This is a genomic window from Pseudomonas sp. B21-035 (assembly GCF_024748945.1).
GTDB lineage: Bacteria > Pseudomonadota > Gammaproteobacteria > Pseudomonadales > Pseudomonadaceae > Aquipseudomonas.
Window position 1 is genome coordinate 4,856,248 of the sequence record NZ_CP087179.1, and the last position, 14,744, is coordinate 4,870,991.

Consider the following 14,744-nt stretch of genomic DNA (forward strand, 5'->3'; position numbering starts at 1 on the left):
GCTCAGCCTCCAGTCACGGGCGGAAAGAACGCCACTTCGTCACCGTCTTCAAGCGGCTCGTCCAGCTTGCACAGCTCTTCATTGCGCGCGCACATCAGGTTCTGTTCGCGCAGCACATCATGCTTGTCACCTTTTGCAACCAGCGCCTTGCGTACGTCATCCAGGGTAGCGAACGAACCCTCGAGCTTTTCGGCATCAACCCCCAGAAACTCCCGGTAACGGGCGAAATACATCACCTTGATTTTCATTTCACTTCATCCGCCTGGTAATGGCCGCTCTTGCCGCCGAGCTTTTCCAGCACGCGCACGCCGTCGATGATCATGCCGCGGTCGACCGCCTTGCACATGTCATAGATGGTCAGGGCCGCGACGCTGGCAGCGGTCAGCGCTTCCATTTCTACCCCGGTCTGCCCGGCCAGCTTGCAACGGGCGACGATATAGACAGTGTCGTTGCCTTCGGCGCTGAGCTCGACCTTGACGCTGGTCAGCAGCAACGGGTGGCACAACGGAATCAGGTCACTGGTCTTCTTCGCCGCCTGGATACCGGCAATGCGCGCCACGGCAAACACGTCACCCTTGGGGTGTTCGCCTTCGACGATCATCTGCAGGGTTTGCGGGAGCATGCGCACCCGCGCTTCGGCCACCGCCTCACGCGACGTCACGGCTTTATCGGTGACGTCGACCATGTTGGCGCGACCTTGGGAATCGAGATGGGTCAGCACAGCTTTCCTCCTATTCAGGAGCAAAGAGTGTAAACCCTGGGGTCAGGTCTTCGAAGCGAAAAATAGCCTGGGCCGGCGTCAAGGCGCTTTATTGGGGTGTATGGCTGAATATAGGCTTTACAGTGCAAAAACTAGAAAGCTCCATACTCATGATCATTTGAAACCATTCAGCCTGAAGACAAAGTAATACACCAAAATTCATTAGACCAATAAACACCAAACCCACGAATATTCTTACAGCATTATAAGACCCCCCCTTACCCGCATTAGCCTTGACATTGCCCAGAGCAAAATTACCCTCACACATCAAGCCTAAGAACTTCACCAGCCACAATGAAAAACCCTTGTTGAAGATAGTCATGCCGCGCCAAATTAATAAACCACCGAACAACACCTATCGACCGACCGAATGCCAAACAGACACTTTTGCACCAAACACAAAACAATAACATTTGTGATAAACAATACAACGCACATCAAGCCAGGAGACCGTTGAAGTGCAACAGATCAGCACCAAGAACTACTTCTCTCTGTGTGGAATCCGGTTCTGCAGCTCTGTTGTACTATGGCTCGACTTCATACTCATTTTTTCGACGCTAACTTTCATTTTCGATGCCTCGGCACAAACGCTAGCATTAGCAGCTTCCTTGTATGGGATTCCGGCGCTTCTCTTTGGCCCTTATCTAGGATCATTGGCAGACCGATTCAACCCCTGCATAATAATCTCGGTCAGTTTCTGTATTCGTTTCATTGCATCTTGCGCTCTGTTTGCAGCCCCTTCCGTTGAGTTGTTTTTGGCATTTACAATGCTAAAGGGCTTATCTAACCTTGGCTCAACAGCGGCCGAAGTCGTTCTCACAAGAAACTTGCTGACCGCACCGCAGATTATCCGAAACACTTCATTAATTATGATAATAGATCAAACCGTAAAAATCGTATCCCCCCTTGCAGCTGGGATTCTCACAGGATTGAGTTTTAAGTCAGCCGGTTTTTTACTTTCCGCTTTTGTGTGTTTGTGTGGTTTACTATTCGTAACTTTATTATCTGCAAGGATCATGAGAAGCGAGGCCACATGTCCTTTAATTCCAAAAACCAGCAAGCGACAAATCTATAGTTTTTTCAAAAAACAATTGACCGCACGTATTTTTTAATGTGCATACTTTCCCAGTCAGCCGCCTTGGGTCTATACGACTCCCTATTGAGCTTGCTGTTGAAGGGGAACGGACAAAGTGCAACGTCTTTCGGCGTTATCGTCAGTGCAACTGCACTGGGCGGCATTTTTGCAGGCTTCTTGTTTCCACGCCTTTATCGTAGTGGTTCGCGTATCTGCTCCACAATAGCGTCGATGTGTTTTGGTCTCGCAGTACTCGCAGTCGGATCTCTCAGCTTTTTTCCTGCGTATTTCGAGCTTAATCTCTTGTCGCTACTTTTTCTTCTCGCCGGATTCGCCTATGGTCTGACAACTCAGGGCCTCACAACCACTTTGCAACTCACTTGCCCCCCTAACAAATTGGGTACGACATTTGCGACTGTGCGCACTCTATCCATCGCTCTGTTCATCAGTTTCCCCATACTGGGTGGTTGGCTAGCGGAATTGGCCAACATCGCCAGCGTTCTCTTAGCAGCAGGTATCTCCACCACCTTGATCGCTTGTACGCTACATGTTACCCATCGGACGAATCATTCAGAAAGTACCAGCATACGAGATAGCGCAACCATAGACTGAAACACTGCAAGCCTGCGAAAGCGCAGGCTTGCAGTTAAAGGTTTGCGGGAGCATGCGCACCCGCGCTTCGGCCACCGCCTCACGCGACGTCACGGCTTTATCGGTGACGTCGACCATGTTGGCGCGACCTTGGGAATCGAGATGGGTCAGCACAGCGTTACTCCTGTTTCAGGACAGTCGATTGTAAACCCTTGAGTCAGACCTTAGCGACAAGCGCGGACACTGCCTGGGGCTTTAAACATGCGATATCCATCTACTACACACTGATGCGTCTGCAGGTAGAAGCTGCCAATGCAACAACCTTGCACGCACCCTAACCTGATGCCAGGAGGCACCGATATGGTCATGAACGCGAAAGACTACGAAAAAATGCAACCCGTCTTTGCTCCCTACATTGGCAAGACATTCAGCAAGGAGTTAGCCGACGAGATCTGCAAAAATGCGGGTGGAGGTGAAGTCAGCGAGATTCGGCCGGGAGTCATTGGTTATACCGGGCAGAGCCCTTACCTGCTGATTCTCGACAAGGACGACAGCATAGTGAGCGTAATTTTCACCGGTTGGGGTGCTTTTGGCCGCGGTTGGAAATGAAATTACCAGCAATGAAAAAGCCCGCATCGGCTGATGCGGGCTTTTTGCAACCTCCGTACCGGGTTACAGGTGCGATTCGGCGTATTCGGCCAGAATCGAGCGCGGTACGCCCTGCAGGGTGATGTGCACGCCGTTGGGGAAGTCCTTGAAGCGCTCGGTCAGGTAGGTCAGGCCGGAGCTGGTGGCGGACAGGTAAGGGGTGTCGATCTGCGCCAGGTTGCCCAGGCAGATCACTTTGGAACCGGCGCCGGCACGGGTGATGATGGTTTTCATCTGGTGCGGGGTGAGGTTCTGGCATTCATCGATCAGGATCAGGCTCTGCTGGAAGCTGCGACCGCGAATGTAGTTCAGCGATTTGAACTGCAGCGGCACCCGCTCAAGGATGTACTCGACGCTGCCATGGGTGTTTTCGTCATCCATGTGCAGGGCTTCGAGGTTGTCGGTGATTGCCCCGAGCCAGGGCTCCATTTTTTCTGCTTCAGTGCCCGGCAGGAAGCCGATCTCCTGGTCCAGCCCCTGCACGCTTCGGGTGGCGATGATGCGCCGGTAGCGCTTGCTGACCATGGTCTGCTCGATGGCGGCGGCCAGGGCCAGGATGGTCTTGCCGGAACCGGCCGCGCCGGTCAGGTTGACCAGGTGAATGTCCGGGTCGAGCAAGGCGAACAGCGCCAGGCTCTGGTGGATGTCACGCGGCTTGAGGCCCCAGGCTTCCTGGTGCAGCAGCGGCTCCTGGTGCAGGTCGAGCAGCACCAGCTCGCCATCCTTGATGCCCTTGATCCAGCCGACGAAGCCCTGCTCGTCAATGATGAACTCGTTGATGTGCACGGCCGGCAGGTTGTCGATCATCTGCACCCGGTGCCAGGTGCGGCCATGGTCCTGGCGGGTCTCGACCTTGCTGACGCGGTCCCAGAACGAGCCGGTGACGCTGTGGTAACCCTTGGACAGCAGGGAGACGTCGTCCACCAGCTGGTCGGTGCTGTAGTCCTCGGCCGCGATCCCGCAGGCGCGGGCCTTGAGGCGCATGTTGATGTCTTTGGTCACCAGCACCACGTCCAGTTCCTTGCGCCGGCTACGCAGCTCGAGCAACTGGTTGATGATGATGTTGTCGTTGAGGTTCTCCGGCAGCAGGCGGTTGGGCTCGTTGCGCGGGCTCATGAGAATCGACAGGAAGCCCTTGGGGCCACTCTTGCCGCGCTGGATCGGCACGCCCTGCTCGACATCGGCCGGCGAGGCATCGCCCAGGGTCTGGTCGATCAGGCGGATGGCCTGGCGACATTCGGCGGCAATCGTATGTTTGCCCGTCTTGAGTTTGTCGAGCTCCTCCAGCACCGTCATCGGGATGGCGACGTGGTGCTCCTCGAAGTTGAGCAAAGCGTTGGGATCGTGAATCAGTACATTGGTATCGAGCACATAAAGGATTGGCTGGTTGGAGGAAGTGCTGCGTCCTTGATCATCCATACTCGGTCACCTTTGTGGGAGCCAGACGACGCAATACCTGAGCGGTGCTGCGCCGCGAAGTGGCCGCCGGTTCTCCCCTGGTCCGCGTCGTTACGGGTAGGGAGCTGCGAACAAAGAATGGGCCGTAGGACGCCACCTGTGCTGCAGGGTTCGGCGGTCTGTCTTCGTAATACCGCAAAACCCATGACCGGAAAAAGCGTTTTTACGTTTTTTTGAAGTTTATTTTTCGATCGGCCAATTAGCCCTTGGCGCAGGGGCAAAGCACCGCTACAGTCATAAATCCAGTCATGTGAAATGCCTGCGATCTTTCCTTCCCGCCTCTTAGCGAAACTTTACACTTTCAACGCTTTTCGCCGAAATTACGGCAATCTTCCCAGCCAATTCCACTCTGAGCCGTTTGCTTGAGCAACCAGGCCACTGCCTCCTGCGCCTTGGGCTGGGCGTCGTGAAACTGGATCAGCCCCTTGCGCCACAGCAACATCAAGGTCAGCACCCGCTGGGCCGCCTGTTCGCTGTTCAACGCGCCCTGATCCTGGGCGTCGATATCCCACAACACCACCTGCAAATGCTGGCCGGCGAAGAATGCCTGGCTGTCGGCACGGCGCTGGCCATAAGGCGGCCGGAACAACGGCACATACTGCTGCGGCAAGTCGCCCTGCACCCGCGCCTGGCTGCGCAGCACCGAGTCCTGCCAGCCCTGCCACTGCCCGTGGGAGCGGTACTGCCAGCCTTGCAAGCCCACGCACTGGCCCTGGTAGAGCGCCCGCAGATCGCTAAGCGAGGTCTTGTCGCGCCGGTTCTGCAGGCTGTTACCCAGCACAAAAAAGGTCGCAGACAGCCGTTGCCGGCGCAGGAACTCGGCCAGGCCGTCGGTACTGCCGCCCGCCAAGGATGGGCCGCCATCGAAGGTCAGCATGAATAGCCGGTCGTTGAGCTCGTCGCCATTGCGCTCAAGGTCGGAGAAGCGCTCGATTTCGCTGGCGGTCTGCGGGAACAGCGCGGCCTTGCGCAGCAGCTCGTCCAGGTAGCGCTCGTGAAAGGCCCGGCTGGGCTCGGCCCAGCTCGCGTAGAACGAGTCGGCGGCGACTTCGAAGGTTGCCGTCTGCTTGCGAAAATCGCCCAGGTCGTCGATGGCATAACAGAACGAGGCATCCTGCTCGCAGCTCTTCTGCGCCAGGTCGTAGTTGCGCCATAAGCGCTGCCACAGGCGCTGGCGCAGCGTGTTGATCGACAGCAGATTGACCTGGCGCAGGTTCAGCCGCGCCGCCATGGCGCTCTGGTCGAGCATTTCGCTTTCAGCCAGCACCCGGGCAAACCCGAGGATTTCGGCGCGCGAGGCGACATCGAACAGCGCCGGGCTGTCGAGCTGCTCTGGCCAGTGGCTGCGGTCGAAAGTGGCGACCGGGGCTGGCGCGGCCTGGGCCGTGACGCTGAACAGGCCAGCCAGTAAAACAAGGGCAATGCGCACGATCGGGCTCTCCGTTTTCCTCGCCGCGCACTATAGCGCCAAGTGTCGGGATGGTCTGTGGCTATTGCCTTGATAGCTGGAGATCGCCGCCCCCGCCCCGTAGAATCGGCGCCACGAATAAAGGAGCCGACCTGATGCTGACGGTGATTTCCCCCGCCAAGACCCTCGACTACGACACCCCGCCGGTAACCCAGCGCTACACCCAGCCGCAGTACCTGGATGATTCCCAGGAACTGATCGTGCAGTTGCGCGAGCTGTCGCCGGCGCAGATCAGCGAGCTGATGCACCTCTCCGACAAGCTCGCCGGGCTCAACGCCGCGCGCTTCGGCAGCTGGACCCCGGCCTTCACCCCGGACAACGCCAAGCAGGCGCTGCTGGCGTTCAAGGGCGACGTGTATACCGGGCTCGACGCGCAAAGCCTCAGCGAAGACGACTTCAGCTACGCCCAGGAGCACCTGCGCATGCTCTCCGGGCTGTACGGCCTGCTGCGCCCGCTGGACCTGATGCAGCCTTACCGCCTGGAGATGGGCACCAAGCTTGCCAACGCCCGCGGCAAGGACCTGTATGCCTTCTGGGGCACGCGCATCAGCGAGTGGCTGAACCAGGCCCTGGCCGAGCAAGGCGACGACCTGCTGCTGAACCTGGCCAGCAACGAGTACTTCAGCGCGGTCAAGCGCAATGCCCTCAAAGCGCGGGTGATCAACACCGAGTTCCGCGACTTCAAGAACGGCCAGTACAAGATCATCAGCTTCTACGCCAAAAAGGCCCGCGGCATGATGAGCCGCTTCGTGATCCAGGAACGCATCAACGATCCCGAGCAGCTCAAGCAGTTCGATGTGCAGGGCTACTACTACAGTGCCGAGCTGTCGAAGGCCGACAACCTGGTGTTTCTGCGCGATCACGCGGACGAGTAAAAGCTATCGCGGGGCAAGTCGGGCCGCCGCATCGCCGCTCCTACCCGTCGGAGTGGGAGCGGCGATGCGGCCCGACTTGTCCCGCGATAAATACGCCACAATCCTGGCGCCAAAAAACCACCCTTCTAGCTTTATCGCAAAACGCCATAAGACCGTTCGTAATTTTTTGACGAATTTTGAAAAAAATTTTCCGGTACTGGCATAAAAACATCCCACCTCGAGTTCGTCCTTTATATACAGGGACGAAACTGACAAGTGCTATCAAAGTGAAAGTATGGCCATCAGATAAAATATTAAAAAATCTTTCACGGCCCCTGAACCGCCCCCGGAACTTATCCCTTCAGCCATCGCTCATACCACCCGTAACGATTCTCGAGCATTATGTGAGAGATGACCTACAGCATTGATTGGAGCGCACAGTCATTGTGCATCCAGACAACTTTGACTTGAGTGTCGGTCACCCGACCCACAGTTGAACCCAGGAGAAACGCGCCCCTACAAATCGTCCTTGTGGTTGATTTCAAAGGATTTTATTCACTTGAAAGAACAAGCACTGCAGTTTCGGGTAACCGATCTGCAATAAAGACGGCTGCATAACAGGGCACGCCCATAATTATTGGCCTTTGGCTGCCAACTTTAAGTGCAACGACTTTTGCACTTGATATTTATATGCCTGCACACGGTGAAGTGACATCTTTCTGCCACGCCTCCGTGTGCCCGATAACTGCTGGTTAATCAACCCGGTCTGGCTCTATTTATTGAGCCGGCGTGATAAACACATGAGGTGAATGCGATGCGTATCAGCATCTTTGGTTTGGGTTATGTGGGTGCAGTCTGTGCTGGCTGCCTGTCGGCACGTGGCCATGAAGTGATTGGCGTCGATGTATCCACCACCAAGATCGACCTGATCAACCAAGGCAAATCGCCGATTGTCGAACCGGGGCTCGAAGCCCTGTTGCAACAGGGTATCGACAATGGCCGCCTGCGTGGCACCACCGATTTTGCCGCGGCAATTCGCGACAGCGACCTGTCGATGATCTGCGTCGGCACGCCAAGCAAGAAGAACGGCGACCTGGGCCTGGAATACATCGAGTCGGTGTGCCGCGAAATCGGCTTCGTACTGCGGGAAAAATCCAGCCGCCACACCATCGTGGTACGCAGCACCGTGCTGCCGGGCACGGTGAAGAACGTGGTGATCCCGATCCTCGAAGACTGCTCGGGGAAAAAAGCCGGCGTCGATTTCGGCGTAGCGGTCAACCCGGAATTCCTGCGCGAAAGCACCGCGATCAAGGACTACGACCAGCCACCCATGACCGTCATCGGCGAACTGGACAAGACCAGTGGCGACCTTCTGCAATCGCTGTACGAAGAACTCGACGCGCCGATCATCCGCAAGGACATCGAAGTGGCCGAGATGATCAAGTACACCTGCAACGTCTGGCACGCCACCAAAGTTACCTTCGCCAACGAGATCGGCAACATCGCCAAGGCGGTCGGCGTCGATGGTCGTGAGGTGATGGATGTGGTCTGCCAGGACAAGGCCCTGAACCTTTCGCAGTACTACATGCGCCCGGGCTTTGCCTTCGGCGGTTCGTGCCTGCCCAAGGACGTGCGCGCGCTGACCTATCGCGCCGGCAGCCTGGACGTCAAGGCGCCACTGCTCAACTCGCTGATGACCAGCAACGAGTCGCAGGTACAGAACGCCTTCGACATCATCGAAAGCCACGACAAGCGCAAGGTCGCCCTGCTCGGCCTGAGCTTCAAGGCCGGTACCGACGACCTGCGCGAAAGCCCGCTGGTGGAGCTTGCCGAACGCCTGATCGGCAAGGGCTACGAGCTGAACATCTACGACAGCAACGTCGAGTATGCGCGGGTCAACGGCGCCAACAAGGAATACATCGAGTCGAAAATCCCTCACGTGTCGTCGCTGCTCAATGCTGACTTCGAGCAGGTGATCAACCACGCCGACGTCATCGTGCTGGGCAACCGCGACGAGAAGTTTCGCGCCCTGGCCCAGCAGGCGCCCGCCGGCAAGCAGGTCATCGACCTGGTCGGTTTCATGAGCAAGGCCTCCTGCCCGAGCAGCCGTACCGAAGGTATCTGCTGGTAACCCGCAGGTTGCGCGGGGCCGCCCGGCCCCGCGCGCCATCAACGCCCCTTCCATTCGATACGGATGCAGAACATGCACAGGCTCAAGCACGGCCTGCTACAGGTCGCCGGTTGGCTGTTCTACGTGAGCCTGCTCATGTTGATCGCCCTGGCCTTGCCCAACTCCATTTTCGACCCCGACTCGAAGGACTTCATTTTCCTGGTCGGCGCCGTCGGCATCTGGCGCTATTCCATGGGTGCCACGCACTTTGTCCGCGGCATGCTGTTTCTCTACCTGGTCTACCCCTACCTGCGGCGCAAGGTGCGCAAGCTCGGTAGCGCCGCCGACCCGTCTCATGTGTACCTGATGGTCACCAGTTTTCGCATCGATGCCCTGACCACCGCCCAGGTCTACAGCTCGGTGATCCGCGAAGCGATCGACTGCGGCTACCCGACCACTGTGGTCTGTTCGCTGGTGGAAATGTCCGACGAACTGCTGGTGAAAAGCCTGTGGGAGAAATACAACCCGCCGCAGCGCGTGACCCTCGATTTCGTGCGCATTGCCGGTACCGGCAAGCGCGACGGCCTGGCCTACGGCTTTCGGGCCATCTCCCGCCACCTGCCGGATGAAAACGCCGTGGTCGCGGTGATCGATGGCGACACCGTGCTCGGCGAAGGCGTGGTGCGCAAGACCGTGCCCTGGTTCAAGCTGTTCGGCAATGTCGGTGGCCTGACCACCAACGAATTCTGTGAAGTGCGTGGCGGCTACATCATGAGCGAGTGGCACAAGCTGCGCTTCGCCCAGCGCCACATCAACATGTGCTCGATGGCCCTGTCCAAGCGCGTGCTGACCATGACCGGACGCATGTCGGTGTTCCGCGCCGCCGTGGTGACCAACCCCGAGTTCATCGCCGACGTCGAGAACGACTCGCTGCAGCACTGGCGCCTGGGCCGCTTCAAGTTCCTCACCGGCGACGACAAGTCGAGCTGGTTCAGCCTCATGCGCCTGGGCTACGACACCTTCTACGTGCCGGACGCGGCGATCAACACGGTCGAGCACCCGCCGGAAAAGAGCTTCATCAAGGCCAGCCGCAAACTGATGTACCGCTGGTACGGCAACAACCTGCGGCAGAACTCCCGCGCCCTGGGCCTGGGCATCCGCCGCCTGGGCCTGTTCACCAGCGTGGTGCTGTTCGACCAGCGCGTGTCGATGTGGACCAGCCTGCTGGGCCTGACCGTCGCGGTGATCGCCAGCCTCAAGTTCGGCCCGGCGTTCCTGCTGGTGTACCTGCTGTGGATCGGCATCACCCGGCTGATCCTGACCCTGATGCTGTTGTGCTCGGGCCACAACATCGGCCCGGCCTACCCGCTGATTCTTTATTACAACCAGATCGTCGGCGCGATCATGAAGATCTACGTGTTCTTCCGCCTCGACAAGCAGTCCTGGACCCGCCAGCCCACTGCCCTCAAGCGCGACCTCGCCAGCTTTCAACAATGGTTCAACACCTGGTCCTCCCGGACCATGACCTTCTCGGCGGCCAGCATCTTCATTGCTGTGCTGTTCATGGTCGTGTGAGCCGGAACCCGATTGGATTAAACAGGAACAAATCGCCATGAATACCGCCGTGAACGTCAATGTCGTGCATGAGTCCGAAGCCCAGCGCCAGCACGCCCGGGTACGCATCCCGGCCAAGCTGCGCTACCTGGGGGAGAACCGCGAAACCCTCGAAGTGAAGGTCGACGACCTTTCCGCCGGCGGCCTGAGCTTCCATGCCAAGCACCCGTTGAAAGTCGGCGAAGTGCTGCGCGGGCGCTTGCAGTTCACCGTCGACAAGCTCGGCCTGGCGATGGACATCGAGTTCCAGGTGCGCTCCTTCGACCCCTCCAGCGGCCGCGCCGGCGTGCAGTTCCAGAACCTCGAACCCCGCGACATCGCCACCCTGCGCCACATCATCACCTCGCACCTGTCGGGCGAACTGATCACCATCGGCGACGTACTCAGTACCCTGCAGCGCGACAACTTCACCAAGGCGCGCAAACAGAAAGACGCCAGCGGCGGCATGAGCGCCTTCGGCCGCTTGCGGGCGGTGACCTTCAGCCTCGGCGTGTTCGTGGTTGGCGTTGCCGCCTTCGGCTTTATCGCCAAGTCGGTATACGGCCTGTACTTCGTCAGCCATGCCCAGGCCGGGGTGGTCAGCGTGCCGACCAGCAACGTCACCATGCCCCGCGACGGCACCGTGCAGGGCCTGGTGGAGAGCGGCGGCCAGGTAGTCAAGGGCGCGCCATTGGCCTCGTTCAGCACCAGCATGCTGGACATGCTCAAGGGCCACCTGGATGACCAGCAACTGGAGCCGGCCAAGGTCGAGGAGCTGTTCGGCAAACAGATGAGCGGCACCCTGACCAGCCCCTGCGATTGCGTGGTCGCCCGCCAGCTGGTGGATGACGGCCAGTATGCAAGCAAGGGCCAGGTGATCTTCCAGCTGGTCCCGCGCACCACCATTCCCACGGTCGAAGCGCGCTTCAGCTACCGCCAGTTCGACGACGTCAAACCAGGCTCGCGCGTGCACTTCACCGTCGCTGGCGAAGAGCAGACCCGTACCGGGCAGATCGTCAGCAGTAGCAGCCTGAACAGCGAAGACCTGTCCTCGGACATCCGCGTGCAGATCAAGCCGGACGAATCGCTGCCCAGCGAACTGGCCGGCCGCCCGGTGGCGGTAGACAGCAATCGAGGCCCGTCGCTGGACTGGCTGATCGATAAAGCCGTGGCCCGTGGGCTCTAAGAGGATCTGCCCATGAATATGCTCAACACCCCAACTGTGGGAGCGGGCTTGCCCCGCGATGAAGCCCCTCAATTCCCCAAAGCGTTGTGCTCGATCGCGGGGCAAGCCCGCTCCCACAGTGGCACCCTTCTCGGCCTGGCCCTGGCCATCAGCCTGGCCGGTTGTGCCGGCCTGCCCGACCAGCGCCTGGCCAATGAAGCGCTCAAGCGCGGCGACACCGCCCTGGCCGAACAGAACTACCGCCAGCTCGCCGACCTCGGTTACAGCGAAGCCCAGGTGGGCCTCGCCGATATCCAGGTGGAAACCCGCGACCCGGCCAAGCTCAAGGAGGCCGAAGCCACCTACCGCGCCGCCGCTGATATCTCGCCGCGCGCCCAGGCCCGCCTCGGCCGTTTGCTGGCGGCCAAGCCGGACGCCAGCGAAGCCGAGCGCCAGGAAGCCGAAACCCTATTGAAAAAAGCCTTCGCCAATGGCGAGGGCAACACCCTGATCCCGCTGGCGATGCTCTACCTGCAATACCCGCAGAGCTTCCCCGGCACCAACGCCCAGCAGCAGATCGACACGTGGCGCAGCGCCGGCTACCCCGAAGCCGGCCTGGCCCAGATCCTGCTGTACCGCACCCAGGACAGCTACGACCAGCACCTGGACGAGGTCGAGCGCATCTGCAAAGCGGCGCTGAGCAGCACTGACATCTGCTACGTGGAACTGGCCACCGTCTACCAGAAGCGCGCCCAGCCCGAGCAGCAAGCGGCGCTGCTCGAGCAAGTCAAAAGCGCCTACCAGCGCGGTGCAATCCCGGCCACCCGGGTCGACAGCGTGGCCCGCGTCCTGGCCGACCGCAGCCTCGGCCAGACTGACGAGAAAACCGCCCAGGCCCTGCTTGAGCAGGTGGCGCCGGTCAACCCCGGTTCCTGGGTCAGCCTGGCGCAGTTGCTCAACGACTTCCCGGAGCTTGGCGACACCGACAAGCTGATGGAATACATCGACAAGGGCCGCGCCGCCGAACAACCGCGCGCCGAACTGCTGCTAGGCCGCCTGTACTACGAAGGCAAGACCGTGCCGGCCGATGCGCAGCAGGCCGAAACTCATTTGCTCAGCGCCGCCAACGCCGGCGAAGTCAGCGCCCATTACTACCTGGGCCAGCTGTATCGCCGCGGTTACCTGGGCAGCGTTGACCCGCAAAAGGCCGTCGATCATCTGCTCAGCGCTGCCCGCGGCGGCCAGCTCAGCGCCGACTACGCCCTGGCCCAGTTGTTCAGCGAAGGCCACGGCATTCGCCAGGACCTGGTCAACGCCTGGGTGTTCAGCCAACTGGCGCAAGCCAACCCCAGCGATCAGTCGCGCGAGCTGGCCGCCCAGCTCGACCAGCAACTCACTCCCGCGCAAAAAGCCCAGGCCGAGCGCCTGCTGCAGCAAGAGCGCCAGGCCCGTGGCGCCATGGGCCCGGGTGCCGATGCCCTGGCCCTGCAGGCCCAAGCGCAACCCGAACAAGGCGAGGACTCCCTATGACACTCAATCCGTGGATGAAAGCAGGCGTAGGCCTGGGCTTCGCCCTGCTCTGGTCGTGCCCGACCCTGGCGGCAATGACCGCTGAAAAGAACTTCGGCCTGGACGTGAAGATCACCGGCCAGTCCGAAGACGACCGCGACCTGGGTACCCGCTCCGGCGGCGACGTCAACGGCCTGGGCCTGGACCTGCGCCCCTGGGTGTACGGCGAGCGCGGCAACTGGAGCGCCTTTGCCATGGGCCAGGCGGTGGCCGCCAGCGACATCATCGAGACCGACACCCTGCGCCAGTCCGGCGATGAGGCCGAGTCCGACAGCGGCCGCGCCCATGGCCGCGAAGCCGATAAAAGCTACCTGGCCATGCGCGAGTTCTGGGTCGGCTACAGCGGCCTGACCGCCTACCCCGGCGAGCAACTGCGCTTTGGCCGCCAACGCCTGCGCAACGACGACGGCATGTGGCGCGACACCAACATCGAAGCGCTGAACTGGACCTTCGACACCACCCTGCTGCGCGCCAACCTGGGCGTGGCCGAGCGCTTCAGCGAGTACCGTACCGACCTCACCGAGCTGGCGCCGGAAGACAAGGACCGCCTGCACATTTACGGCGACGTTGCCACGCAGTGGACGCCCGGGCACTGGGTCGGCCTGCGCGCCCACCACACCCACGACGACGGCAAGCTGAAAAATCCCGGCGAAACCGTCGACGCCCTGGACAAGACCCGCACCGGCGACCTCACCTGGCTGGGACTGGAAGCCAACAGCGACGCCTATAACTGGCGCAACCAGAACCGCGTCAACTACTGGGGCAGCCTGACCTGGCTGAGCGGCGATCGCGACAGCCTCAACACCACCACGGTCAACGGCGAGCAAGTGGCCAGCGGTAAGCAGAGCGGCGACGTCAATGCCTGGGCCACCGACCTCGGTATCCGCCTGCGCCTCGATCCCAACTGGCAGGTCGGCGCCGCTTATGCCCGCGGCAGCGGCGGCGGTGGTAGCGACGGTTCAGGCAACTACGAGCAGACCGGCCTTGAGAGCAACCGCTCCAACTTCACCGGCACCCGCTCGCGCGTACACCGCTTCGGCGAGGCCTTCCGTGGCGAACTGGGCAATGTCCAGGCGGCGACCCTGTTCACCTCCTGGCAACTGCGCGACGACTACGACGCCAGCCTGATCTACCACAAGTTCTGGCGCGTCGATGGCGACCAGAACATCGGCAGCAGCGGTATCAATGCCGTGGTCGAGGACAACGGCATCAACCGGCCGCTGATCCAGGGCGAGAAAGACCTCGGCCAGGAGATGGACCTGGTGGTCACCAAGTACTTCAAGCAGGGCCTGTTGCCGGCGGCACTGAGCCAGTCGATCGACGAGCCGTCGGCACTGGTGCGCTTTCGTGGCGGCGTGTTCAAGCCCGGTGATGCCTATGGCAAGGAAGCGGACTCCTACATGCACCGCGCTTTCGTCGACGTGATCTGGCGCTTCTGACGCCTGGGGTGCAA

14 protein-coding genes and 1 pseudogene are annotated in these 14,744 nt (G+C 60.2%); 9 read left to right on the plus strand and 6 right to left on the minus strand.

Annotated elements, in window-relative coordinates:
* Positions 1-2: 2 nt before the first annotated feature.
* The 3 genes from moaD to LOY22_RS22130 all read right to left on the minus strand — a co-directional run bounded on the left by moaD (position 3) and on the right by LOY22_RS22130 (position 1,082).
* Positions 3-248: a molybdopterin converting factor subunit 1 gene (gene moaD, locus LOY22_RS22120; RefSeq protein WP_045197253.1), complete on the minus strand. Its 246-nt coding sequence runs from the start codon at positions 246-248 to the stop codon at positions 3-5.
* A complete protein-coding gene (moaC, locus tag LOY22_RS22125) occupies positions 245-721 on the minus strand; it encodes a cyclic pyranopterin monophosphate synthase MoaC (protein WP_010220726.1) in 477 nt (158 codons plus the stop codon). The genes moaD and moaC (LOY22_RS22125) overlap by 4 nt, the downstream gene beginning before the upstream one ends.
* An 88-nt stretch (positions 722-809) precedes the next feature.
* Positions 810-1,082, minus strand: a complete 273-nt coding sequence (locus LOY22_RS22130; RefSeq protein ID WP_258594815.1) for a hypothetical protein — start codon at positions 1,080-1,082, stop codon at positions 810-812.
* Between the two features lie 136 nt (positions 1,083-1,218).
* On the opposite strand from LOY22_RS22130, the gene LOY22_RS22135 reads away from it, so the two are divergent.
* Both LOY22_RS22135 and LOY22_RS27160 read left to right on the plus strand, forming a co-directional pair.
* The gene (locus LOY22_RS22135; RefSeq protein WP_258594816.1) at positions 1,219-1,872 is read left to right on the plus strand and encodes an MFS transporter; all 654 of its coding nucleotides are present in this window, start codon (positions 1,219-1,221) and stop codon (positions 1,870-1,872) included.
* Positions 1,872-2,447 carry an MFS transporter gene (locus LOY22_RS27160; protein ID WP_408980930.1) on the plus strand — a complete coding sequence of 192 codons (576 nt, stop codon included), beginning with the start codon at positions 1,872-1,874 and terminating at the stop codon, positions 2,445-2,447. The genes LOY22_RS22135 and LOY22_RS27160 overlap by 1 nt, the downstream gene beginning before the upstream one ends.
* A gap of 39 nt (positions 2,448-2,486) precedes the next feature.
* Here the strand turns inward: LOY22_RS27160 and moaC (LOY22_RS22140) are convergent.
* A pseudogene (gene moaC / locus LOY22_RS22140) lies at positions 2,487-2,600 on the minus strand (cyclic pyranopterin monophosphate synthase MoaC); the annotation flags it as partial.
* Between the two features lie 186 nt (positions 2,601-2,786).
* Between moaC (LOY22_RS22140) and LOY22_RS22145 the strand changes: the two are divergent.
* The gene (locus LOY22_RS22145) at positions 2,787-3,035 is read left to right on the plus strand and encodes a hypothetical protein (RefSeq protein WP_093379737.1); all 249 of its coding nucleotides are present in this window, start codon (positions 2,787-2,789) and stop codon (positions 3,033-3,035) included.
* 63 nt (positions 3,036-3,098) lie between these two features.
* Here the strand turns inward: LOY22_RS22145 and LOY22_RS22150 are convergent, their stop codons facing one another.
* Positions 3,099-4,493, minus strand: coding sequence for a PhoH family protein (locus tag LOY22_RS22150; RefSeq protein WP_045197246.1), 1,395 nt, complete (start codon positions 4,491-4,493; stop codon positions 3,099-3,101).
* A gap of 340 nt (positions 4,494-4,833) precedes the next feature.
* Positions 4,834-5,961: a polysaccharide deacetylase family protein gene (locus tag LOY22_RS22155; protein WP_258594817.1), complete on the minus strand. Its 1,128-nt coding sequence runs from the start codon at positions 5,959-5,961 to the stop codon at positions 4,834-4,836.
* A 134-nt stretch (positions 5,962-6,095) separates the two neighbouring features.
* On the opposite strand from LOY22_RS22155, the gene yaaA reads away from it, so the two are divergent.
* From yaaA to LOY22_RS22185, 6 genes are all read left to right on the plus strand, one after another.
* Entirely contained in the window at positions 6,096-6,875 is a 780-nt protein-coding gene (gene yaaA, locus LOY22_RS22160; protein ID WP_045197242.1) for a peroxide stress protein YaaA, read from the plus strand.
* A 793-nt stretch (positions 6,876-7,668) separates the two neighbouring features.
* Positions 7,669-8,985 (plus strand): nucleotide sugar dehydrogenase, encoded by a 1,317-nt coding sequence (locus LOY22_RS22165; RefSeq protein ID WP_258594818.1) that lies wholly within the window; start codon positions 7,669-7,671, stop codon positions 8,983-8,985.
* A gap of 63 nt (positions 8,986-9,048) precedes the next feature.
* A complete protein-coding gene (gene alg8, locus LOY22_RS22170; RefSeq protein WP_195884980.1) occupies positions 9,049-10,539 on the plus strand; it encodes a glycosyltransferase family 2 protein in 1,491 nt (496 codons plus the stop codon).
* A 37-nt stretch (positions 10,540-10,576) separates the two neighbouring features.
* Positions 10,577-11,743 carry an alginate biosynthesis protein Alg44 gene (locus LOY22_RS22175; protein ID WP_093379721.1) on the plus strand — a complete coding sequence of 389 codons (1,167 nt, stop codon included), beginning with the start codon at positions 10,577-10,579 and terminating at the stop codon, positions 11,741-11,743.
* Positions 11,744-11,755: 12 nt separating this feature from the next.
* Positions 11,756-13,252 (plus strand): alginate biosynthesis TPR repeat lipoprotein AlgK, encoded by a 1,497-nt coding sequence (gene algK / locus LOY22_RS22180; RefSeq protein WP_258594819.1) that lies wholly within the window; start codon positions 11,756-11,758, stop codon positions 13,250-13,252.
* Complete coding sequence (locus tag LOY22_RS22185) at positions 13,249-14,730, plus strand: alginate export family protein (protein ID WP_093379717.1); 1,482 nt, start codon at positions 13,249-13,251, stop codon at positions 14,728-14,730. The genes algK and LOY22_RS22185 overlap by 4 nt, the downstream gene beginning before the upstream one ends.
* Positions 14,731-14,744: the final 14 nt, after the last annotated feature.

Bases quoted from the DNA above. Each gene is read 5' to 3' on its own strand.
- moaD (WP_045197253.1), bottom strand. From the start codon at position 248: ATGAAAATCAAGGTGATGTATTTCGCCCGTTACCGGGAGTTTCTGGGG.
- LOY22_RS22130 (WP_258594815.1), bottom strand. From the start codon at position 1,082: ATGACTATCTTCAACAAGGGTTTTTCATTGTGGCTGGTGAAGTTCTTA.
- LOY22_RS27160 (WP_408980930.1), top strand. From the start codon at position 1,872: ATGTGCATACTTTCCCAGTCAGCCGCCTTGGGTCTATACGACTCCCTA.
- LOY22_RS22145 (WP_093379737.1), top strand. From the start codon at position 2,787: ATGGTCATGAACGCGAAAGACTACGAAAAAATGCAACCCGTCTTTGCT.
- LOY22_RS22150 (WP_045197246.1), bottom strand. From the start codon at position 4,493: ATGGATGATCAAGGACGCAGCACTTCCTCCAACCAGCCAATCCTTTAT.
- yaaA (WP_045197242.1), top strand. From the start codon at position 6,096: ATGCTGACGGTGATTTCCCCCGCCAAGACCCTCGACTACGACACCCCG.
- LOY22_RS22165 (WP_258594818.1), top strand. From the start codon at position 7,669: ATGCGTATCAGCATCTTTGGTTTGGGTTATGTGGGTGCAGTCTGTGCT.
- alg8 (WP_195884980.1), top strand. From the start codon at position 9,049: ATGCAGAACATGCACAGGCTCAAGCACGGCCTGCTACAGGTCGCCGGT.
- LOY22_RS22175 (WP_093379721.1), top strand. From the start codon at position 10,577: ATGAATACCGCCGTGAACGTCAATGTCGTGCATGAGTCCGAAGCCCAG.
- algK (WP_258594819.1), top strand. From the start codon at position 11,756: ATGAATATGCTCAACACCCCAACTGTGGGAGCGGGCTTGCCCCGCGAT.
- LOY22_RS22185 (WP_093379717.1), top strand. From the start codon at position 13,249: ATGACACTCAATCCGTGGATGAAAGCAGGCGTAGGCCTGGGCTTCGCC.